We start from the raw sequence: 20,631 nt of genomic DNA on the forward strand, positions 1-20,631 counted from the left end.
GGGCCGGGGGGGCCGGGCCCCGGCCGCCCGCGGGGCGGGGGGGGGGGGGGGGGGGGGCCCCCCCCCCGGCGGCCGGGGGGGCGCGGGGGGGGGGGGGGGGGGGGGCCCCCCGCCCCCGGGGCGGGCCCCCCGACGTGGTGTCAGCGGCCGACGAGGGTGAGCGCGGCGCAGGTTCCGCACAAGGCCCCCACGGTCAGCACGGACACGGCCACACAGCGAGCGCGGAGCCGGTCGTAGCGCGCGCTGTACTCCTCCCGGAGCTCCACCGCCCTGGCGGCGATCCGCGTGAGCATCTCCTTGGAGAGGGCCACCCTGTCCGTGACGTACACGCGCTCGACCTCCTCACGCTGGGCGGTGGTGAGCCAGGGCATCGCGTCGGTGAAGAGCCGGGCGTGCCGACGGGCCTCCGCCACCTCGGCGTTCCAGAGCAGATAGCCCTCCACCTGGGCCAGTCCCCGGGCGCTCTCCTTTTCCGGCTCCACCAGCTCCTCCTCTCCTGGGGCCGTCGTCCCGGATTCCTATTCCTGCTTGTCCCCGGGCGCCACCGTGACGGATTCGTGGGGCCGGTTGACGGATTCCTCGAGTGCGCGGATCGAGGGATAGTGCAGGTCGAACGCAGGCGATTCGGAGCGGATCCGCGGAAGGGTCAGGAAGTTGTGCCGCGGGGGCGGGCACGAGGTCGCCCATTCGAGCGAGCGGCCGAACCCCCACGGGTCGTCGACCACGACCGGCTTTCCGTACTTCGCGGTCTTCCAGACGTTGTAGAGGAACGGGAGCATCGACAGTCCCAGGAGGAACGAGGAGATCGTCGAGATCGAGTTCAGGGCGGTGAAGCCGTCGGCCGCGAGGTAGTCCGCGTAGCGACGTGGCATGCCCTCGGCGCCGAGCCAGTGCTGCACCAGGAAGGTGCCGTGGAAGCCGATGAACAGCGTCCAGAACGTCATCTTCCCGAGCCGTTCGTCCAGCATCTTGCCGGTGAACTTCGGCCACCAGAAGTGGAATCCGGCGAACATGGCGAAGACGACCGTGCCGAAGACGACGTAGTGGAAGTGCGCGACCACAAAGTACGAGTCGGACACATGGAAGTCCAGCGGTGGTGAGGCCAGGAGTACGCCGGTGAGTCCGCCGAAGAGGAAGGTGACCAGGAAGCCGATCGACCAGAGCATGGGCGTTTCCATGGACAGCGATCCCTTCCACATCGTGCCGATCCAGTTGAAGAACTTCACACCGGTCGGCACGGCGATGAGGAATGTCATGAAGGAGAAGAACGGCAGCAGCACACCGCCGGTGACGTACATGTGGTGGGCCCACACCGTCGCAGAGAGACCGGCGATGGCGATCGTCGCGCTGATCAGGCCGACGTAACCGAAGATCGGCTTCCGGCTGAAGACCGGGATGATCTCGGAGACGATGCCGAAGAACGGCAGGGCGATGATGTACACCTCGGGATGCCCGAAGAACCAGAAGAGGTGCTGCCAGAGCAGTGCGCCTCCGTTGGCCGGGTTGAAGATCTGTGCGCCGAACTTGCGGTCGGCCTCCAGGGCCAGCAGTGCGGCGGCGAGGACCGGGAAGGCCAGCAGGACCAGGACACCGGTCAGCAGGACGTTCCAGGTGAAGATCGGCATGCGGAACATCGTCATGCCGGGTGCGCGCATGCAGATGATCGTGGTGATGAAGTTGACCGAACCGAGGATCGTGCCGAAGCCGGAGAAGGCCAGACCCATGATCCACAGGTCCGCTCCGACGCCGGGCGTGCGGATCGAGTCGGTGAGCGGGGTGTAGGCGAACCATCCGAAGTCGGCGGCGCCCTGCGGGGTGAGGAAGCCGGCCACCGCGATCAGCGAGCCGAAGAGGTACAGCCAGTACGCGAGCATGTTCAGCCGCGGGAACGCCACGTCGGGCGCGCCGATCTGCAGCGGCATGATCCAGTTCGCGAATCCGGCGAACAGCGGCGTCGCGAACATCAGCAGCATGATCGTGCCGTGCATCGTGAACGCCTGGTTGTACTGCTCGTTCGACATGATCTGCGTACCCGGACGGGCCAGCTCGGCGCGCATGACGAGGGCCAGCACACCACCGATGATGAAGAAGGCGAACGAGGTGGTCAGGTAGAGAGTGCCGATCGTCTTGTGGTCGGTGGTGGTGAGCCACCTGATGACCACGTTCCCCGGCTGCCGACGCCGCACAGGCAGTTCGTCCTGGTAGGCGGCATCGGCTTCCACCGATGCTGAGGGACCCCTCGTCGTCACTGCGGCACTCCTTCGGTCGACGGCCGATTGCTGACTCGGCGACCAGAATGGACTCCCTGCGGCGGTGCCGCAGGTCATCGGCGTGCGCACTGCACCAGTGGCTGGGAAAGGGCACTCCATTGGCCGATGGCCGGGATGCCGTGGTTGACGGCCGGGCCGCCCTCAGACCTCGGCCCAGGCCCGCATCGCCTCCCGGGTGGGAAAGTCGGCCACGTCCTTGTCGAGCGGGTCGTCGGTGTACTGGTGAATGCGCCAGTCCGCCTCGATGCGCGGTTTCCCGGCCGTGCCGTAGTCGGCGATCCACAGTCCGTCACCGGCGTAGGAGGTCGTGTCGTGGTCGAGCCAGAAGGTGCGGTTGCAGTACAGCAGGACACGGTGACCCGGCCTCAGCCGTTTCACCTCACGGATGAAGCGGTCCTTGTCCGCGCTCGTCGCGTGGGTCCCGTCACCGGTCCGCTCCCAGTCGACGGCCAGGAGATCCCCCGCACGCTCAGGGGTCCTGTCGACGAAATGAGCCGCCTGTTCCTTGGCATGACCCGGCCACAGGAAATGGTAGAAACCGATGACACACCCTGCGTCCCTGGCGCGTTTCACCTGGCCTTTCAGTTTCGGATTGACATAGGAACGGCCTTCGGTGGACTTGACGAAGACGAAATCCAGTCCGTCCGTGTCGAATTCGGTCTGATAGGAGCTGACATCGACACCGTGCAGCACGGGCATCGCCTCCACATGGGGCACCGAGGTTCCGCTTTCTCACTCCATGGGTTCCCACCCGGGGCGGTCCCATCCCCTGCCCGGCTGCGGAACCGATTCGGCACAGCGGAATAGCGCCCGCCCTCCGAGGGTTGGTGACCCGGCGAGAGCTCTTTCCCGGACACTCTGCAGCGAAAGGTCTGATCATGAAGATCGGCATCATCGGAGCGGGCAACATCGGCGGCAACCTGACCCGGCGTCTCACCGAACTCGGCCACGAGGTGTCCGTCGCCAACTCCCGTGGCCCCGAGACCCTCGAGGCGCTCGCGAAGGAGACGGGAGCGACGCCCGTCACCTCGGCGGAGGCGGCACGCGGGGCTCAGGTCGTCGTGGTGACCGTACCGCTCAAGGCGGTCCCCGCCCTGCCCTCGGGACTCCTCGACGGGGCGGCGGAGGGCGTCGCCGTCATCGACACGGGCAACTACTACCCGCAGCGGGACGGGCGCATCGCCGCGATCGAGGACGGCCTGCCGGAGAGCCGGTGGGCCGAGCAGCAGATCGGTCATCCGGTGATCAAGGCGTTCAACGGCACCTACGCGCAGGACATCCTCGACAAGGGTCTCCCCCGCGGCACAGCCGGCCGGCAGGCCCTGCCCGTCGCCGGCGACGACGCGTCGGCCAAGCAGGTGGTCCGCGACCTGATCGACGAGCTCGGCTTCGACACCGTCGACGCGGGCGGCATCGACGACTCCTGGCGTCAGCAGCCCGGCACACCGGTCTACGGCAATCGCGGTGACGCCGCCGCCATCGAGCAGGCCCTCGCCGAGGCGTCCCCGGAGCGCACCGCCGAGTGGCGCGCCTGACCCCGCGGGAGTGCCCCGGCCCTCGTGCCGCACCCTCCGGGCGCACGGTGCGAGGGCCGGGCCGGCGTCAGTTCCCGGCCGGAAGGCTGTCCATGAACGAACTGACGGAGAACACGGCGCGGCCCGCACCCGCGGGGCCGTATCCGGGGGGTGAGGAGAGGCCGTACTCCTCCATGGTGGCCCGGTAGGCCTCGAGCAGTCTGATGTGGTACTCCAGCGGCGCGCCGTCCGGGTTGGTCCTGCCCAGGGGGGTGGTCGGCTCGGGGCACCAGGTGGTGAAGCGCGGCGTGATGCCGTTCGACATGAAGAAGCGCAGGCCCTCGGTGGTCGAGGCGATGGCCTCGTCGACGGTCGTGAATCCGTGGGGTGCGGCCATCTCCACGCCGGCGACGAAATTGGGGATCACGTTGCGGGCGCCGAAGACGTCCGCCGAGTCGAGAATGCGCCGGTGCCACTCGTCGCGTCCGACGTAGCGTTCCTTGCCCGGGCAGTAGAGCTCGAAGAGCCGGCGGTCCCACACCTCGTAGTTGGGGTGGTAGATCTGCACGCCGTAGTCGTGGAAGCGCTGGACGTCGGCCTTGGGGAGGGCCTGGGCCACGACCTTCCCGGTCCATCGGCCGGGGAACCGCTCCTCGATGGCCTTGGCGTACCGCCCGTAGAAGTCGGCCTCGTCCATACCCTGGATGTGGGAGGTGATGGCGCCGCCGGTGAGCGTGTACGCCGTAGTCGTCCGCGCCGTGTCGTGGCGGTCGATGATCTCCAGGGCCTCCAGGACCTCGTCGACGTCCTTGACGCCCGTGTAGGGACGGCCCGCCGCCTTGTGCTGGCGCCAGTTGTGGTTGATGTCGCAGTACTGGCACTCCTCCTTGGCACCGAAGTACTGGCAGACCCGGAAGACCGTCAGGTAGATCAGATAGCCCCACTGGATGGTGGGGGCCACCTCCATGACGGACTTGCCGTTCTCCAGGGTGTGGCGGTAGTAGTCCGGCATCGGGGGCAGGCCCACGTCGGAGATGCGGGCGCCGTCGAGATAGAGGCCCAGCACGCCGTCGGGACCGGCGGCCACGCGGTAGGGGGAGGCCGGATTGACCCGCACCGACACCACCGTGCGGCGCAGGTCGTAGGCGCCGCCCGTGAGCACGATCTCCTCGGGGGGCCTGCGCAGGGCGGCGGCCCCGAGCTCGGGCAGGGTCCCGTGGTCGAAGGAGAAGATGAAGTACGACTTCGGTTTGACGTCTCCGTGTTCGTTGTCACTCAGCGCGGACTCGTCGAACGCCATGCCGCCACGCAGCAGGTCCTCCTTGATCACCGCCTCTCTCGGCACATGGGGGAACCGCTCCATGAGCCGCTCCACCAGACGCGTCCGCGCACCGGGAGGCTCGGCGGTGCGGGTGGTTCCGAGCTGGATGGGGCTTGGCATGTGCGGGCTCCTCGGTCCGGTTTCCTGACTGCGACTGCGTGTACGACACACTGTCCAACGAACCAGCATCGCCGACCGTTCGCACGTGATCCGCCCGGGTTCCCCTCAGGCGCCCCGGCGGCAGAGGAGGAGGAGTACCGCTCATGCCCCGCACCATGTCCGTGTCGGACAGCGTTCTGATCAGGGTGACCCCGTCGACCGTGTACGAGCAGGTGAGCGACCCCACCGCCATGGGGCGCTGGAGTCCGGAGAACCTGGGCGCGCGGGTTCTCGGTGAACACCGGGGTACCCACGTCGGCATGGTCTTCGAGGGCCGCAACAAGCGCGGGCCCTTCCGCTGGACCACGAGGTGCACGGTGACGGCCGCCGATCCGGGGCAGCGGTTTGCCTTTCGCGTCCACGCGATAGGGGCCCGTCGTCCCCTGCTTCCCGGGCCCATCGCCCTGTGGGAGTACCGCTTCGAGGCGGTCGACGGTGGTACCCGGGTCACCGAGACCTGGACGGACGACCGGCGGGCATGGCCCGACCTGCTCGCCAACGCCTTCGACCGCGTCGCGACGCGGGGCCAGACGTTCGCGGAGTTCCAGCGGGTGAACATCCGCACGACCCTGGATCGGCTCAGGGACGCGCTGGAGCAGAAGGGCGCCGGGGCGTCCGGCGGTGTGGAGGGTGGTCCCGGTCATGGCTGAGGCGTGGGTCAGGATGGAACTGGACGTCGGCACGTTCGACGCGGACCGCTGGGCGCCGTACGCCGAGCGCTGCCGGGCCGCCGGGGTACGGCTGACCACGCTCGCGGAGCTCGGCGACGGCCCTGCGCAGCGACGCCTGCTGTACGAACTCAACAAGGAGTGCGCCGCGGACATCCCCGGGCGGGGGCCGTTCTATTCGTACGAGGAGTACCTGCGCGAACGCGTCGACGTGCCGTCGTTCGATCCGCGCGGCGTCGTCCTGGCGCTCGCGGGTGACGAGTGGGTCGGGATGGCCGCCACCTCCGACCGCCGCGGGTCCGGCTGTGTGTTCAACGAGATGACCGGCGTGCGGCGGGCGTTCCGGGGAGCGGGTGTGGCCGTCGCCATGAAGGTGCACGGGATGGGCTTCGCGGATCTGTGCGGGGTGCGCCTCGTCCGCACCGTGCACCATCCCACGAACGCGAAGGTGATCGCCATGAACCGCATGCTCGGCTACGTGGAGGCCGACTGGGACGAACTCACGTCCTGAGCCGTGGTGTTCACGCTCCTCCTGACCCGGCCTCGGCCCAGTGCCCCGGCCGGGTCAGGGAGGGCGGCAGCCGTGTGGCGGCGTTGCCCTTCGCCGCGTTGAGCTGGGCCTGGGTGAGGTAGATGGCTCCGGTGAGGTCGGCGTCGGACAGGTCGGCGTCACGGAGATCGGCGCCGATGAGTTCGGCGCACCGCAGATCGGCTCCGCGCAGGTCGGCGGCGATCAGGTAGGCCCCACGGAGTTCGGCTCCGCGCAGATCGGCGCCGGAGAGCCGGGCGCCGATGAGATCGGCGCCCCGGTGGCTGCGCTTCGTGCGCCGGGGAAGGGTGGCGCGCTGCAGTTCGGCGGCGCGCAGCAGCAGGGGCGCCACCTCGCCGCGGTGTGCGGACACGTCGAACTCCGCGAGTTCCCCGGCAGGTCGGCGGGTGAGGCGTTCCGTGGCGGCCAGCGCTTCCCGGAGCTCGGCGGCGACGGGGGACGCGGCCGGGAGGGCGAGCGCCTCGGTCAAATACCACAGCAGTTCGTGGAGCTGGCGCATCACTGGGAAGACCTGGAACATCTCCTGGGCGGCCTGTGCGTCGGAACGCCAGTCCCTGCCGGAACAGGTGTCCTGGGAGACCTTCTGACCCGCGCCGAAGCAGTCGTACACCGTGCAGCCGGAGAACCCCGCCGAGCGCAGTCGGGTGTGTATGCCGCAGCGGAAGTCGTCCGCGAGGTGAGGGCAGGGAGTTCCCGCGTCCTTGTCCATCGCGAAGTCCGCGGACGCGGTGAGCGTCAGGGCCACACAGCACAGCCCGAAGCAGTTCGCACAGTCCGCCCTCAGGTCGGCCCGGTCGGTGAAGTGCGGTGTGGTCGGGTGGTTGTCGGGCACGTGCGCGGTTCCTCCGTCGTGTCGGTCGCCTCAGAGTTTAGGGGTGGGCCGGGCCCACCGGCAGGAGTGGCCCTCGGTGGCGGGGCCTGCCGGTGCGGCCGCCGCGCGTGAGGAGGGCTCCGCTGTCGGTGGGCGGGCGCACACTTGACCCCAGGACTCGGTACCGGTGAGGGGACAGGACGTGAACGCTGCGCAGGGAGGGGGGTTCGAGCCCGCCACCGGCGACGGTCCGGCGGCCACCGCGCCGCCGGGCGTGCGGGCCGGGGAGGTGCGGACCGCGTTCGAGGGGATGCTCCAGATCAGGCGGCTGACCCGTGCGGGGAGCGCGGATCCCGAGGGTGCGCCTGCCGCGTGGGAACTGCACCGGCCGGTGCGGGCCGTGGCGCTCGCGCTGGAGGCAGCGGGGATCTCCCCCTCCGCCGTGGGCCGTTCCGGGGAGCGAACTGCCACCGGCTACCGGGTCTGCGCGGGCGAGGCGTCCGGCTCGGTGCGGGTCGAGTGGACGGGTCCGCCGGGCAGCGGGGCGGCTCACGGCGAGGAGGAGGCGCTGCACGGCTGCGTGACGGTGTTGCGTCGGCTGGGCTGGACGGCTCTGCTGTACCGCGGGCCACGGCGGCGGCGGTACGTCGAGGTCGAGGCGCCGTCCACAGGGCGTTCCTGAGCATCCGTCGGCATCGGCTGCGGTGCGTTGTCAGACCCATGAGGGATGCTTGACGGTCCGACACCTCTGACGGGGAGATGCTGAGATGCACCAAGCAGAAATCGCCGCGGCCCAGGCGTACGTCCGTCTGCTGGCGGCCACACGCGCCGCGCTGGCCGACCCGGCGGATGCCCCGCTCTACATGCCTCTGCTCACCTCCCCGATCGAGGAGGCGGACGAGGCTCTGCGGGATGCGGGCCTGTCGGGTAACGAGGACCGGTTCTTCGCTCTTGTCAGGCAGTTGCAGCCGAGCCTGAGCGGGTCGGATCGCTGAAACCCGCGCGTGGTGGGCGCGCCGCGTCCGGGGCCGGTCGCCCCGGCGGGGCGCCCACCGTGGCGGGCCACCGGCGCGGCTACCGGTCGGTGTACATGAGCGAGCCAGGCGTGGCGAGGAGCTCGCCCGTCTCGAGCCATGTCTTCAGGCCGGAGAGGATCATCGGCCAACCGCCGTACAGCTCCTCGCTGGCGCCGTCGCGCAGTTCGTCGTGGGTGACGGTGAGCCGGCAGGAGTCGCCGACGGGCTCGATCTCCCAGGTGACGCGGCTGGTCCCCTCGCTGCGCACCTCGTCACTCCAGAGGGCGACCATGCTCTGCACGAGTCTGCGCGGGGGGTCCACCTCCAGATTCCGGCCCTCTCCGAGCGGCCCAGGAGCGCCTGGTGCTGCCATCTCGAAGCGTGAACCCTCGGTCCAGTCGGAGGTGACGCGGGCGCCGAAGTTGTACTTGCTTCTGATCTCGGGATCGGTGATCGCCTCCCAGAGTCGCTCGGGGGTCGTGCGGATGTAGATCTCGAAGACCTTCTCCATGACGTTCTCCAGTCGGCTCTTGAGCTCGCTGAGCCCGGCGGCCCAGGGCTCCGCGTACTTGCTCACCCACCGGTCGTGGACGAGCCGGATGGGCACCGGGTTCAGGAAGTGGAGCTTCTCCCGCCCCTGGCGTCGCGTGACGACGAGCCCCGCGGCCTCCAGCAGCTTGAGGTGCTTCATCACCGCGAACCGCGTGATGTCGAAACGGGCCTCCAACGCACTCAGTGTCTGCCCGTCCTCGCGGAAGAGCTCGTCGAGCAGACTGCGCCGCGTCGGGTCGGCCAGGGCTTTGAAGACCACGTCCATCCCTCCAAAATAGGTGACCTTTTGGTCACATGTCAATGCCGACAAGACCACAGGAAGCCCTTCATCAGGGGTGATGAATTGATTCAAGTCCAGAAGAAACTTGACTGGCTGCTTGACTGGCAGCATGGGCCAAACCTAGCGTACGTTCCGGATGAAACGATTCACATCCCGATCTGACCGGTCGCCGGATGACTCTGCTTACGAGGTGTTCATGTCTGATGTGTCGGCCGTCAAGGCAGCTCTGAAGTCCCAGGTCATCGAGACGCCGTCCTGGGGTTACGGCAACTCCGGGACCCGCTTCAAGGTCTTCGCCCAGCCCGGTGTCCCTCGTGACCCGTTCGAGAAACTGGCGGACGCGGCGCAGGTGAACACGTACACCGGGGTCGCACCGAAGGTGTCCTTGCACATCCCGTGGGACCGGGTCGAGGACTACACGGCACTGACCCGCCGGGCGGAGGAGCTCGGACTGCGCATCGGCGCGATCAACTCCAACGTGTTCCAGGACGACGACTTCAAGCTGGGCTCGGTCACCCACCCGGACCCGAAGGTCCGCCGCAAGGCCGTCGACCATCTGCTCGAGTGCGTCGACATCATGGACGCCACCGGCTCGCCCGACCTGAAGCTCTGGTTCTCGGACGGGACCAATTACCCGGGCCAGGACGACATCGCCGGCCGCCAGGACCGGCTGGCCGAGGCTCTGGCCGAAGTGTACGAGCGCCTCGGTGACGACCAGCGCATGCTGCTGGAGTACAAGCTCTTCGAGCCCGCGTTCTACGCGACCGACGTCCCGGACTGGGGCACCGCCTACGCCCACTGCCTCAAGCTCGGCCCGAAGGCAAAGGTCGTCGTGGACACCGGTCACCACGCCCCGGGCACGAACATCGAGTTCATCGTCGCGTTCCTGCTGCGCGAGGGGAAGCTCGGCGCGTTCGACTTCAACTCCCGTTTCTACGCGGACGACGACCTCATGGCGGGCGCCGCCGACCCGTTCCAGCTCTTCCGGATCATGCACGAGGTGGCCGTCAACGGAGGTCTGGAGCCCGAGACCGACGTCAACTTCATGCTCGACCAGTGCCACAACATCGAGGCCAAGATCCCGGCCGTCATCCGCTCGGTGACCAACGTCCAGGAAGCGACCGCGAAGGCGCTGCTGATCGATGCCTCGGCACTGGCCGCCGCGCAGCGCTCCGGCGACGTCCTCGCCGCCAACGGTGTGCTGATGGACGCGTTCAACACGGACGTACGCCCGCTGCTCGCCGAGGTGCGCGAGGAGCTCGGTCTGGCCCGGGACCCCTTCGCGGCCTACCTCGCCTCCGGCAACCAGGAGCGCATCGCCTCCGAACGCGTCGGCGGGGAGCAGGCGGGCTGGGGCGCCTGAGCGTCGCTCCCCCGCCGTACGTCCCCACCCGCCCGTCCCCGTCCTCTTCCCGAAGGAACTGTCATGACGTCCGCGACGCACGCCGAAGTCGCCGCGCTCCTGGAGCGCGCCCACCGGATCGGCTCCGACCCCCGCAACACCAACTATGCCGGTGGCAACACGTCGGCCAAGGCCACGGAGACCGATCCGGTCACCGGCGGCGAGGCCGAGCTGCTCTGGGTCAAGGGCTCGGGCGGCGATCTCGGCACCCTGACCGAGGCCGGGCTCGCCGTGCTCCGGCTCGACCGGGTCCGCGCGCTCAAGGACGTGTATCCGGGGGTGGAGCGCGAGGACGAGATGGTCTCGGCGTTCGACTACTGCCTCCATGGCAAGGGGGGTGCCGCCCCCTCCATCGACACCGCGATGCACGCGCTGGTCGAGGCCGCGCACGTCGACCATCTGCACCCGGATTCCGGCATCGCGCTGGCGTGCGCGGCCGACGGCGAGAAGCTGACCGCCGAGTGCTTCGGCGACAAGGTGGCCTGGGTGGGCTGGCGCCGGCCCGGATTCCAGCTCGGCCTCGACATCGCGGCGGTCAAGGAGGCCAACCCCCAGGCCGTCGGCGTGATCCTGGGCGGTCACGGCATCACGGCCTGGGGGGACACGTCCGAGGAGTGCGAGCGCAACGCCCTCTGGATGATCCGGACCGCCGAGACGTTCCTGGAGGAACGCGGCAAGGCGGAGCCGTTCGGTCCGGTGCTCCCCGGCCGCGAGGCCCTGGACCCCGAGGCGCGACGGGAACGGGCGGCGGCCCTCGCGCCGGTGATCCGGGGGCTCGCGTCCACGGACCGGCCTCAGGTGGGGCACTTCACCGACGCGGCGCACGTGCTGGACTTCCTCTCGCGTGCGGAGCACCCGCGCCTCGCCGCCCTCGGCACGTCCTGTCCCGACCACTTCCTCCGTACGAAGGTCAGCCCGCTGGTCCTCGACCTGCCGGCCGACGCGCCGCTGGAGGAAGCGGTGGCCCGGCTGCAGGAGCTCCACGAGGAGTACCGGGACGCCTACCGCGCCTACTACGAGCGGCACGCCATCCCCGGCTCCCCCGCGATGCGCGGGGCGGACCCGGCGATCGTGCTGGTGCCCGGCGTGGGCATGTTCTCCTTCGGCAAGGACAAGCAGACCGCCCGGGTCGCGGCGGAGTTCTATCTGAACGCCGTCAACGTGATGCGGGGCGCCGAGGCGGTCTCCTCGTACGCGCCGATCGACGAAGCGGAGAAGTTCCGCATCGAGTACTGGGAGCTGGAGGAGGCCAAGCTCCGCCGGATGCCGGAACCGAAGGCACTGGCTACCCGGGTCGCGCTGGTCACCGGCGCGGGGTCGGGCATCGGCAAGGCGATCGCGCACCGGCTCGTCGCGGAGGGCGCCTGTGTCGTCGTCGCCGACCTCGACACCGCGAACGCCCAGGCCGTGGCCGAGGATCTCGGCGGGCCGGACAAGGCCGTCGCCGTGACCGTCGACGTCACGTCCGAGGAGCAGATCGCCGAGGCGTTCAAGGCCGCGGCCCTCGCCTTCGGCGGCGTGGATCTGGTCGTGAACAACGCCGGGATCTCGATCTCCAAGCCGCTCCTGGAGACCACGGCCCGGGACTGGGACCTCCAGCACGACATCATGGCGCGCGGATCGTTCCTGGTGTCCAGGGAGGCCGCGCGGGTGATGCGTGCGCAGGGCCTCGGCGGGGACATCGTCTACATCGCGTCGAAGAACGCCGTGTTCGCGGGCCCGAACAACATCGCGTACTCGGCCACGAAGGCAGACCAGGCGCACCAGGTGCGGCTGCTGGCCGCCGAGCTCGGCGAACACGGTATCCGGGTCAACGGGGTCAACCCCGACGGCGTGGTCCGTGGCTCCGGGATCTTCGCGGCGGGGTGGGGGGCGCAGCGCGCGGCGACGTACGGCATCGAGGAGGAGAAGCTCGGCGAGTTCTACGCCCAGCGCACGATCCTCAAGCGGGAGGTGCTCCCCGAGCATGTCGCCAACGCGGTCTTCGCCCTGACCGGTGGAGACCTCACCCACACCACCGGCCTCCACATCCCCGTCGACGCCGGGGTGGCGGCGGCCTTCCTCCGCTGACCACGTGTCACCGAGCCGCGCCCCGGACGCTGTTCCTCGAACGCGCCGGGGCGCGGCTCCGTCCTGATCGGATGAGAGTTCCATGCCTGCGACTTCACGACACGCCCCGGTCTTCGCCGCCGTGGACCTGGGCGCCACCAGCGGCCGGGTCATCACCGGCACGGTCGGCCGGGACGAACTGGTGCTGCACGAGACGCACCGCTTCGCCAACACCCCGGTCCGGATCCCCGACGGGCTGCGCTGGGACGTGCTGGCCCTGTTCCAGGGGATGCTGGACGGGCTGCGCGCCGCGGCGCTCCGTGGTCCCGTCACCTCCGTGGGCATCGACACCTGGGCCGTGGACTACGGCCTCCTCGACGCCGGAGGGTCGCTCCTCGGGGTGCCGTTCCACTACCGCGACGGCCGCAACGGCGCCGCCGCCGAAGAGGTGCTCGCCCAGGTCTCCGCGAAGGAGCTGTACGAGGTCAACGGACTGCAGCACCTGCCGTTCAACACGGTCTTCCAGCTGGCCGCCCAGCGTTCCACGGAACAGTGGGCGGCGGCCCGGACGCTCCTGCTCATGCCCGACCTGCTGGTGTACTGGCTGACCGGGGCGAGGGGCGCGGAGGTGACCAACGCGTCGACGACCGGCCTCTTCGACGCCCGTACCGGCACCTGGTCCGACACCTTGATCGAGCGACTGGGCCTGGAGCGTCAGCTCTTCCCCGCGCTGCGCGAGCCGGGCACGCGCGCGGGCACCTTGTTTCCGCACGTCGCCGAGTACACAGGCCTGCCCGCCGGAACTCCGGTGACGACCGTCGCCTCACACGACACCGCGTCCGCCGTGGCCGCGGTTCCCACGTCGGAGCCGGGCTTCGCATATGTCTCCTGCGGCACCTGGTCGCTGGCCGGTCTCGAACTGGACGCGCCCGTGCTGTCGGAGGAGTCCAGGGCGGCGAACTTCACCAACGAGCGCGGCGTCGACGGCACCGTGCGCTACCTGCGCAACATCATGGGGATGTGGCTGCTCGAGGAATGCCGGCGTACGTGGGACCGCGACGGTACGCCGACGAGCCTGCCGGGCCTGCTGGCGGAGGCCGCGCGGGCCAGGCCGTTCGGAGCGGTCATCGACCCGGACGATCCCGTGTTCCTGGCGCCGGGGGACATGCCCGCGCGTATCGACACCGCTCTCGCCAGAACCGGGCAGGCCCCGCCGGACGGTCGTGGCGGATACGTGCGGTGTGTCCTGGAGAGCCTGGCGCTGGCGCATCGCGGGACGCTGCGCGAGGCGGCACGGCTGGCCGGGCGTGAGGTCACGCGCATCCACCTCGTCGGAGGGGGCTCGCGCAACGAACTGCTCTGCCAGTGGACCGCGGACGCGACCGGTCTGCCGGTCACCGCGGGGCCGGCGGAGGCCACCGCGCTGGGCAATGTGCTGATCCAGGCCCGGGCCCACGGTCTGGTAGGCGGACTCGCGGACATGCGGCGGCTCGTCGCCCGCACCCAGGACGTGCGTCACTACACCCCGCAGGGCGACGTGGGGCCCTGGGACAGGGCCGCGGACCGGCTGGGCATCCGCGGGTGACCTCCGGCTGTCCGGGCGGGGCCGCCACGTGCCGGAGCGCATGCCCGGAGGGCGCGCGGGCCGGAGCGCATGTCCCGAGGGCACGCGGGCCGGAGCGCATGCACGGAGGGCGCGCGGGCCGGCCCGTGAGGGCTGGCGCGCGCGGGCGGGCGGGCGCGGGGTGACCGATTCGGCCTGAGTCCGGTAGGCCGGGGGAAGCGTCAGCCCTCGGTGGCCCGGGGCGGTGAGGCGCGCGGGTCGGCTGGCAGGTCGACCCGTGGTGGTCCCAGCCGGCGCGCCGGCCCGCGCGCGCTGACAGCGCAGGCCGGCCGAAGGGCGCGCGCCGACCCTCACGGCCCGGACAACAGCGCGTCCCCGGCGGCGGGGTCCCCTCTCAGCGGGAGGCCAGCCCGAGCTCCTCGTCGCCGAGCGGCTCGAAGTGACGGGCGACGTCGGCGGCGGTGACGTCATCGAGGTCGGCAGGGCTCCATCGCGGGCTGCGGTCCTTGTCGATGATCCGTGCGCGGACGCCCTCCACCAGATCAGGTCCGGCGAAGGCCCGGCAGGAGACACGGAACTCCTGGTCGAGTACTTCCTCGAGACCGCCGAGCCGCCGGGCCCCGCGTACGGCGGCCAGCGTGACCTTGAGCGCCGTGGGTGAGACGGCCAGAAGTGCGGCGGCTGTCTCCTCGGCCGCTGCCACGCCGCTCTTCAGCAACCGTTCGACGATCTCCTCGACGGTGTCGGCCGCGTAACAGTCGTCGATCCACGCGCGCTGCTCGGCGAGCTCCCCTCCGGGGGCCTCCGTCGCGTGACGCTGTACCGTGTCCGCCACCTCCGCGGCGCCCGTGCTCCGGGACAGGTCGCGGACAAGCTCGGCGAGCGCGTGCGCCGGGACGAAGTGGTCGGCCAGGCCGCACAGGATGGCGTCCGCCGCACCCACGGCACGGCCGGTCAGGGCCAGGTGCACGCCGAGCTCGCCGGGCGCCGAGGCGAGGAGATGGGTACCGCCCACGTCCGGGACGAAGCCGATGCCGGTCTCGGGCATCGCGACGCGTGAACGCTCCGTGACGATCCGGACGTCCCCGTGTGCGGAAACCCCTACGCCACCGCCCATCACGATGCCGTCCATGAGCGCGACGTACGGCTTCGGGAAACGGGCGATCCGGGCGTTGAGCCGGTACTCGTCGCGCCAGAAACCGACGGACGCGCGGCGGCCGGCGCGCGCGTCCTCGTAGATCGAACGGATGTCCCCGCCCGCGCAGAGGCCTCGGTCGCCGGCTCCCCTGATCAGGACGGCCGTGACCGATTCGTCGGCGGCGGCCTCGATGAGCGCTTCCTCGATGCCCAGGACCATGGTGTGGGTGAGCGCGTTCAGCGCCCGCGGACGGTTGAGGACGATGTGGCGGACGTGGCCCTCGGTGTGCAGCAGGACGGGCTCGTCGACGTTCATGGGTGCGCTCCGGTCAGCCGTGGACGATCTCTGCGGGCCATTCTGCGACGCCCGTCCTGGGCCGTTCGCGCCGGGTCCGCCGGCGCGACCGCTGTGGCACTCCCGCACCACGGGCTCGACAATTGGAATCTATGGGCCGCGACGTCCAGCAGCCCCCGCCGGACGATCTCCGGAGCAGGCATGAGCGACACTTCACGGCGAGCAGACGGCGACGCGGATGCGCGGCTCCGGTTCGACCGGCGCTGCGCCGGTGAAACGGCCCCTGCTGAGCGCCTGGCCCTGAACCGCACCGGCAGCTTCGAGTGGGATCTGGACTCCAGGACCCTGGACGTCGACGAGGCGGGTCTGGAGGTCTTCGGTCTCGATCCCGCGACCTTCGACGCGCGGCCGTCGGCCGTGGTCGAGCGGCTGGACGCCAAGGAGCGGGCTCGCCTCGACGGCGCCATCGACGAGGCGATCTCCGGCGGGAGCCACTCCTACAGCGTCCACTTCCAGGTGCCGCTGGAGGACGGAACCCACCAGTGGACCCACGTCCAGGCGCGGATCCTGCGGTCCGAGGACGGACGGGCACACCGGGTCATCGGCGTGGTACGGGACGCGACGGCCGAGGTCACCCATTCGGCCTTCGTCCTGGACCTGGAAAAGCGGCGCCGCCGCCAGTCGAGCATCGTCGAGCGCACCACGACGGCGATGTCACGTGCGGTGACCGTCGACGACGTCACGGCGGCCCTCACGGGACCAGGTGGCCTGGTGGGGATCGGCGCCGACGGACTGGCACTCGGCCTGGTGGAGGATTCCGCGCTCAACATCATCGCGCTGAGCGGCGAGTCCGTGGACGTCCTCGAAGACCTGGGTTCGGGTCGGCTCGACCCGACACGGCCTCTCGGGGACACGATCCTGAGCGGGCGCCCGCTGTTCATCACCTCGCTCGCTTCGCTGATCAGGCGCTATCCGGTGCTCGAACCCCATATCGGCCGCCTGAAGTTCCGCGCCGTGGCCTACCTGCCCCTGATCGCCCAGGCACGCTCACTGGGCGGTCTCGCCCTCTTCTACCGTGATCGCACCGTCTTCAACGCGGACGAGCGCATCCTCTGCCTGGGGCTGGCCGCCATCGTGGCGCAGTCGCTGCAACGGGCGATCCTCTTCGACGAGGAACGCGAATTCGCGACCGGCCTCCAGTCGGCGATGCTCCCCCGGCGCATCCAGGAGATCGAGGGCGGCGAGATCGCCGTCCGGTACCACGCGGCCTGGAGCGGACGCGAGGTCGGCGGCGACTGGTACGACGTGATCACGCTGCCGAGGAACCGCATCGGCGTGGTGGTGGGGGACGTTCAGGGCCACGACACCCACGCTGCCGCGATCATGGGGCAGTTGCGGATCGCCCTGCGTGCGTACGCATCGGAGGGGCACCCCCCCGCCACCGTCATGGCGCGCGCCTCCCGCTTCCTCGCCGAGTTGGACACCGACCGCTTCGCGACGTGTACGTACGCCCAGGTCGACCTCGCCATGGGCGAGGTGCGCGTCTGCCGTGCCGGACACTTCGGTCCGCTGATCAGGCACACCGACGGGAGGGTCGGGGTCCCCCAGGTGCGGGGAGGCCTGCCCCTGGGGATCTCCACGGACTTCCGGGACGAGGAGTTCCCCGAGACCCGTCTCGACCTGGTACCCGGCGAGACGATGGTCCTCTACACCGACGGTCTGGTGGAGGAGCCGGGAGCCGACGTCGACACGGGTGTCGCCGCCCTCATCCACGAGGTGAGTGGCGGGCCGGACGGCGCCGAGGCGCTCGCCGACCACCTGTCCGACCGGCTGTGGGAGCGGTGGGGATCGGGCGACGACGTCGCCCTGCTGGTCGTACGGCGCAGTCCTGATGTCGGGTCACCCCGTGCGCCACGACTGCACCAGTACATCCACCAGGCGGATCCGCAAGGGCTGTCGGAGGCCCGTTCGATCGTGCGCCAGGCGCTGCAGGACTGGGATCTCAGCGGTCTGGCTGACGACGCGGTGCTGGTCACCGGAGAGTTGCTGGTCAACGTGCTGCTGCACACGGAGGGTGGCGCGGTGCTGACCTTGGAGGTCCTCCCGGAGCCCGTGCGGCGCGTCAGGCTCTCGGTCCAGGACCGCTCCAGTGTCTGGCCGAGGCGCCGCACTCCGGGGGAGACGTCGACCTCCGGACGCGGCCTGCTGCTCCTCGACGCGGTGGCCCAGCGCTGGGGGATCGAGCCGCGGGGCGAAGGGAAAGCGGTCTGGTGCGAGATCGGCCCGGTCTCGTAGGCACAGGGCCGACGGGGACGGCGCCGCCGCACCGGCGCCCGCCGGTGCCTGTGCGGCTGCCGCGGTGTTCGGCGCGTCCGGCATCCCGTTGCCTCTGGGGTCACGCGAACATGCCCGCAACCCGCTCCTGGACGCGCCAAAGGCGCACCGCACCGGGAACCGGCACGGCGCGCCCTGTCTCCGGGCCGTAGGTGGACGACCACCTACGGCCCGGACTGCCTGGGTACGTCAGTGCTGCACGCTGCGGCGCTTACGGACGGACCACAGGATGCCGCCACCGGCGAGCAGAACCGCGAGCGCTGCTCCACCGATCACGGGCGTCGCGGACGACGAACCGGTCTCGGCCAGGTCGGGGGCGCTGCTGCTCGGCTCCGCCGGGGCGGGCGCGGCCTCCGTGGCGGTCTCGCTCGGCGCGGGAGCCTCGGGCTTCGCCGGCTCGGTGCTCGGGGTCGCCGAAGGCTTCTCCACGGGGGGAGTGGGCTCCGGGGTGGTTCCCTCGCACACCGGGGCCGTCTTCGTCTGGTCGACCGAGTACTTGTCGTCGTCACCGGCCTTGACGACCAGGCGGACCGTCAGCTCCTTGTCGTGCTTCGGGAGCTGGAGCGGCGTCGTGGTGCTGTACTCCCTGCCGAACTCGGTCGTGGGGAGCAGCACGTCGCCACCCTCCACGGAGACGGTCACCTGGTTGGTGGCGTCGGCCGAGTACTGGGTCAGATTGAGCGTCACTTCGGAGCAGGTCACGGCCCAGGTGGGGGTGTGAGCTGCGGCCGGACCGGCGGAGAGCACTCCGCCTGCCAGGCCGACCACCGCAGCGGCCGCGAATGCTCCCGCGCCACGCCACGATCTCCTGGGTATGGTCATGGATTCTTCCTCCATATGAGTTCACCGCCGGAGAGGCGGTGGGGCGCACAGTACTGCCCCCGCTCACACGAAGTGCAGCCGCCCCCCACACACCGCCCACACATCGCCGAGCCACCAACCACACCCACATCAGCGCTACTTGTGACATGACGGACACACGCAGGATGGCCGGAATACGCCCCGCCGCCAGACCTCCCGGCCGGCTGCGGGGCGCCGTCAGAGCCGCTTGTGCATGATGTGCAGACCCACATAGCCCTCGGTGGGGTGGTTGAACCCCTCGGGCAGGGTTCCGACGATCTCGAAGCCGAGGGACCGGTACAGCTTCACCGCGTGGGTGTTCGTCTCCACCACGGCGTTGAACTGCATGGCGCGGTAACCGGCCGTACGCGCCCAGTCCAGCGTGTATGCGCACAGGGCCCGTCCGACGCCCCTCCCGGAGTGCTCCGGGGCGACCATGTAGCTGGCACTGGCGATGTGCGAGCCGTTGCCCATGTGGTTCCGGTTCATCTTGGCCGTGCCGAGGACCGTGCCGGCCTCGTCGACCGCGACCACCGAACGGCTGGGCTTCGTCAGGATCCACCAGCCCTGGGCCTCCTCGCGGCCGAGGTCCAGTGGAAACGTGAACGTCTCACCCGAGGCGACGATCTCGTGGAAGAACGGCCAGATGGCGGGCCAGTCCTCGGCGGTGGCTTCTCTGATCAACATGGGGGCAAGGATGGCGGTACCGGCCGCACGATGCAATTGGATGAGTGATCCCTGCCCGTGGGCCTGCGCAGACCGATGCGGGCGAGCAGGCCCCGCCCCGGATCCTGGCGCCGCGTCCCCGGCCGGCGGAGGGCTCGGCCGCTCGTCCTGTTCGGCGCCGCCACGGTCGGGGGAGCGGACGCGCGGGTATGCCCGGGGACGGATGCGTACCCCGGTCGGGGTGCGGGGCGCGCCTCACGCGCCCGGTCCAGCTCCAGCGTCAGATTCACCCTGCGCCAGAGGATTTCGTCGGGGTCGTCCGCGAGCATCAGCTTCGCCATGGCCTCCTTCCCCGCCAGGGACCCCGGCCGGCCGTACACGAGGTCCGGCCGCGTCCGCGTGAGGTGGGCGCGCTCGTACGGGTCGTCCACGACCTCCGCGAGCTGCACCGCATCCAGCCCGGAGGCGTGCAGGGCAGCACGCGCCCATGGGTCCTCCGTGCGGCTCAGCAGTCTCTCGACCCTGCGTGAACGCCAGTTACGCGCTCGCCGGTCCGTTCCGGCGTCCAGCAAGGCGCGCATCCCCGCCGGGCCCTTCCCGCCGACCAGGTCGGGTTCTCCCGCGGCGAAGGCGCGGAGTTCCTCCACGCGGTAGAGCCAGACGACCGCGCGGTAGCGGTTCAGATAGAACGCCACCGGCGTGATGCACCCGATGCGTGCGAGGCCGGTGAAGCGCGCAGGGCTCACGCCGAGCAGGGCCGCCCCTTCCGCCGTACCCGCGGTGCGCACACGGACCCGAAGCGACTCGGGAAAGCCCGGCAGTGCGCGCAACCGGTCGATCTCCTGGCGGCGGACCCTCGGCGCCGCCCCGCCCGTGGCGTGCTCCGTCGCGACCAGCCCCAGATGAACGGCGAGGTCGAACTCACCGCGCTGCAGGCCCAGTTCCTGGAAAGCTCGCGCCACGGACACCGTCGTCGAAGCCGTGGCGTGCGTAGCTTCCTCAGCCTCGGTGACGCCAGCCTCCGTGACGTCCACCCTCGCGATGTCCACCCCCACGCCCGTCCCCGTGACGTTCGCGGCTTCCCTGGCTCCCGTACTGGTCATGACCGTCCTCCCCCGTGAGGTCGAATACTCTCCGTGACCACGGTAGCCCGGGGGCGGTGTTCCTGTGCGAGCCTGTGGACAACTTCGGTCTGCCCACCTC

Annotated in this window: 19 protein-coding genes; 9 read left to right on the forward strand and 10 right to left on the reverse strand. The window is 70.4% G+C overall.

The window, feature by feature from the left end:
- Nucleotides 1–140: 140 nt before the first annotated feature.
- From ACFY8O_RS12645 to ACFY8O_RS12655, 3 genes are all read right to left on the reverse strand, one after another.
- A complete protein-coding gene (locus tag ACFY8O_RS12645; protein WP_387901196.1) occupies nt 141–482 on the reverse strand; it encodes a hypothetical protein in 342 nt (113 codons plus the stop codon).
- A gap of 36 nt (nt 483–518) precedes the next feature.
- Entirely contained in the window at nt 519–2,249 is a 1,731-nt protein-coding gene (ctaD, locus tag ACFY8O_RS12650; RefSeq protein ID WP_145804909.1) for an aa3-type cytochrome oxidase subunit I, read from the reverse strand.
- A 162-nt stretch (nt 2,250–2,411) separates the two neighbouring features.
- A complete protein-coding gene (locus ACFY8O_RS12655) occupies nt 2,412–2,963 on the reverse strand; it encodes a glycoside hydrolase family 25 protein (RefSeq protein WP_145806049.1) in 552 nt (183 codons plus the stop codon).
- Between the two features lie 185 nt (nt 2,964–3,148).
- Here ACFY8O_RS12655 and ACFY8O_RS12660 point away from each other — a divergent pair, with 185 nt between their 5' ends.
- Complete coding sequence (locus ACFY8O_RS12660; RefSeq protein ID WP_145804911.1) at nt 3,149–3,805, forward strand: NADPH-dependent F420 reductase; 657 nt, start codon at nt 3,149–3,151, stop codon at nt 3,803–3,805.
- Nucleotides 3,806–3,872: 67 nt separating this feature from the next.
- Here the strand turns inward: ACFY8O_RS12660 and ACFY8O_RS12665 are convergent, their stop codons facing one another.
- Nucleotides 3,873–5,225 carry a radical SAM protein gene (locus ACFY8O_RS12665; RefSeq protein WP_145804913.1) on the reverse strand — a complete coding sequence of 451 codons (1,353 nt, stop codon included), beginning with the start codon at nt 5,223–5,225 and terminating at the stop codon, nt 3,873–3,875.
- Between the two features lie 143 nt (nt 5,226–5,368).
- On the opposite strand from ACFY8O_RS12665, the gene ACFY8O_RS12670 reads away from it, so the two are divergent.
- Together ACFY8O_RS12670 and ACFY8O_RS12675 are read left to right on the forward strand one after the other, a co-directional pair.
- The gene (locus tag ACFY8O_RS12670) at nt 5,369–5,914 is read left to right on the forward strand and encodes an SRPBCC family protein (RefSeq protein WP_145804915.1); all 546 of its coding nucleotides are present in this window, start codon (nt 5,369–5,371) and stop codon (nt 5,912–5,914) included.
- Nucleotides 5,907–6,443 carry a GNAT family N-acetyltransferase gene (locus tag ACFY8O_RS12675; RefSeq protein ID WP_387901200.1) on the forward strand — a complete coding sequence of 179 codons (537 nt, stop codon included), beginning with the start codon at nt 5,907–5,909 and terminating at the stop codon, nt 6,441–6,443. The genes ACFY8O_RS12670 and ACFY8O_RS12675 overlap by 8 nt, the downstream gene beginning before the upstream one ends.
- A 10-nt stretch (nt 6,444–6,453) precedes the next feature.
- Here the strand turns inward: ACFY8O_RS12675 and ACFY8O_RS12680 are convergent, their stop codons facing one another.
- Complete coding sequence (locus ACFY8O_RS12680; RefSeq protein WP_387901203.1) at nt 6,454–7,314, reverse strand: pentapeptide repeat-containing protein; 861 nt, start codon at nt 7,312–7,314, stop codon at nt 6,454–6,456.
- A gap of 181 nt (nt 7,315–7,495) precedes the next feature.
- Between ACFY8O_RS12680 and ACFY8O_RS12685 the strand changes: the two genes are divergently transcribed.
- Both ACFY8O_RS12685 and ACFY8O_RS12690 read left to right on the forward strand, forming a co-directional pair.
- A complete protein-coding gene (locus ACFY8O_RS12685) occupies nt 7,496–7,975 on the forward strand; it encodes a hypothetical protein (protein ID WP_387901205.1) in 480 nt (159 codons plus the stop codon).
- An 85-nt stretch (nt 7,976–8,060) separates the two neighbouring features.
- Entirely contained in the window at nt 8,061–8,288 is a 228-nt protein-coding gene (locus tag ACFY8O_RS12690; RefSeq protein WP_387901207.1) for a hypothetical protein, read from the forward strand.
- A gap of 79 nt (nt 8,289–8,367) precedes the next feature.
- Here the strand turns inward: ACFY8O_RS12690 and ACFY8O_RS12695 are convergent, their stop codons facing one another.
- On the reverse strand, nt 8,368–9,126 hold the full coding sequence (locus ACFY8O_RS12695) for an ArsR/SmtB family transcription factor (protein WP_387901209.1): 759 nt from the start codon (nt 9,124–9,126) through the stop codon (nt 8,368–8,370).
- 211 nt (nt 9,127–9,337) lie between these two features.
- Here ACFY8O_RS12695 and rhaI point away from each other — a divergent pair, with 211 nt between their 5' ends.
- From rhaI to ACFY8O_RS12710, 3 genes are all read left to right on the forward strand, one after another.
- Nucleotides 9,338–10,504 carry an L-rhamnose isomerase gene (gene rhaI, locus ACFY8O_RS12700; RefSeq protein ID WP_387901212.1) on the forward strand — a complete coding sequence of 389 codons (1,167 nt, stop codon included), beginning with the start codon at nt 9,338–9,340 and terminating at the stop codon, nt 10,502–10,504.
- Between the two features lie 63 nt (nt 10,505–10,567).
- Nucleotides 10,568–12,613 (forward strand): bifunctional aldolase/short-chain dehydrogenase, encoded by a 2,046-nt coding sequence (locus ACFY8O_RS12705; protein ID WP_387901215.1) that lies wholly within the window; start codon nt 10,568–10,570, stop codon nt 12,611–12,613.
- Between the two features lie 82 nt (nt 12,614–12,695).
- Complete coding sequence (locus ACFY8O_RS12710; protein ID WP_387901218.1) at nt 12,696–14,177, forward strand: rhamnulokinase; 1,482 nt, start codon at nt 12,696–12,698, stop codon at nt 14,175–14,177.
- Between the two features lie 373 nt (nt 14,178–14,550).
- Here ACFY8O_RS12710 and ACFY8O_RS12715 read toward each other — a convergent pair whose 3' ends face one another.
- Nucleotides 14,551–15,609 (reverse strand): enoyl-CoA hydratase/isomerase family protein, encoded by a 1,059-nt coding sequence (locus ACFY8O_RS12715; protein WP_387901220.1) that lies wholly within the window; start codon nt 15,607–15,609, stop codon nt 14,551–14,553.
- Between the two features lie 180 nt (nt 15,610–15,789).
- Between ACFY8O_RS12715 and ACFY8O_RS12720 the strand changes: the two genes are divergently transcribed.
- Nucleotides 15,790–17,883: a SpoIIE family protein phosphatase gene (locus ACFY8O_RS12720; RefSeq protein WP_387901222.1), complete on the forward strand. Its 2,094-nt coding sequence runs from the start codon at nt 15,790–15,792 to the stop codon at nt 17,881–17,883.
- Between the two features lie 228 nt (nt 17,884–18,111).
- On the opposite strand, the gene ACFY8O_RS12725 is transcribed toward ACFY8O_RS12720, so the two are convergent.
- The 3 genes from ACFY8O_RS12725 to ACFY8O_RS12735 form a co-directional block, all read right to left on the reverse strand.
- A complete protein-coding gene (locus ACFY8O_RS12725; RefSeq protein ID WP_145804934.1) occupies nt 18,112–18,744 on the reverse strand; it encodes an LAETG motif-containing sortase-dependent surface protein in 633 nt (210 codons plus the stop codon).
- Nucleotides 18,745–18,960: 216 nt separating this feature from the next.
- Nucleotides 18,961–19,449 (reverse strand): GNAT family N-acetyltransferase, encoded by a 489-nt coding sequence (locus ACFY8O_RS12730; protein WP_387901225.1) that lies wholly within the window; start codon nt 19,447–19,449, stop codon nt 18,961–18,963.
- The gene (locus ACFY8O_RS12735) at nt 19,443–20,531 is read right to left on the reverse strand and encodes a DUF6397 family protein (RefSeq protein WP_387901227.1); all 1,089 of its coding nucleotides are present in this window, start codon (nt 20,529–20,531) and stop codon (nt 19,443–19,445) included. Before ACFY8O_RS12735 ends, ACFY8O_RS12730 begins: the two co-directional genes overlap by 7 nt.
- Nucleotides 20,532–20,631: the final 100 nt, after the last annotated feature.

It is taken from the genome of Streptomyces argenteolus, from assembly GCF_042902585.1.
GTDB lineage: Bacteria > Actinomycetota > Actinomycetes > Streptomycetales > Streptomycetaceae > Streptomyces > Streptomyces argenteolus.

What these genes read in the sequence shown, in the direction of transcription:
- ACFY8O_RS12715 (WP_387901220.1), bottom strand. Translation starts at nt 15,609, where the DNA reads ATGAACGTCGACGAGCCCGTCCTGCTGCACACCGAGGGCCACGTCCGC.
- ACFY8O_RS12710 (WP_387901218.1), top strand. Translation starts at nt 12,696, where the DNA reads ATGCCTGCGACTTCACGACACGCCCCGGTCTTCGCCGCCGTGGACCTG.
- ACFY8O_RS12730 (WP_387901225.1), bottom strand. Translation starts at nt 19,449, where the DNA reads ATGTTGATCAGAGAAGCCACCGCCGAGGACTGGCCCGCCATCTGGCCG.
- ACFY8O_RS12675 (WP_387901200.1), top strand. Translation starts at nt 5,907, where the DNA reads ATGGCTGAGGCGTGGGTCAGGATGGAACTGGACGTCGGCACGTTCGAC.
- ACFY8O_RS12665 (WP_145804913.1), bottom strand. Translation starts at nt 5,225, where the DNA reads ATGCCAAGCCCCATCCAGCTCGGAACCACCCGCACCGCCGAGCCTCCC.
- ACFY8O_RS12705 (WP_387901215.1), top strand. Translation starts at nt 10,568, where the DNA reads ATGACGTCCGCGACGCACGCCGAAGTCGCCGCGCTCCTGGAGCGCGCC.
- ACFY8O_RS12690 (WP_387901207.1), top strand. Translation starts at nt 8,061, where the DNA reads ATGCACCAAGCAGAAATCGCCGCGGCCCAGGCGTACGTCCGTCTGCTG.
- ACFY8O_RS12660 (WP_145804911.1), top strand. Translation starts at nt 3,149, where the DNA reads ATGAAGATCGGCATCATCGGAGCGGGCAACATCGGCGGCAACCTGACC.
- ACFY8O_RS12670 (WP_145804915.1), top strand. Translation starts at nt 5,369, where the DNA reads ATGCCCCGCACCATGTCCGTGTCGGACAGCGTTCTGATCAGGGTGACC.
- rhaI (WP_387901212.1), top strand. Translation starts at nt 9,338, where the DNA reads ATGTCTGATGTGTCGGCCGTCAAGGCAGCTCTGAAGTCCCAGGTCATC.
- ACFY8O_RS12725 (WP_145804934.1), bottom strand. Translation starts at nt 18,744, where the DNA reads ATGACCATACCCAGGAGATCGTGGCGTGGCGCGGGAGCATTCGCGGCC.
- ACFY8O_RS12735 (WP_387901227.1), bottom strand. Translation starts at nt 20,531, where the DNA reads ATGACCAGTACGGGAGCCAGGGAAGCCGCGAACGTCACGGGGACGGGC.
- ACFY8O_RS12720 (WP_387901222.1), top strand. Translation starts at nt 15,790, where the DNA reads ATGAGCGACACTTCACGGCGAGCAGACGGCGACGCGGATGCGCGGCTC.
- ACFY8O_RS12695 (WP_387901209.1), bottom strand. Translation starts at nt 9,126, where the DNA reads ATGGACGTGGTCTTCAAAGCCCTGGCCGACCCGACGCGGCGCAGTCTG.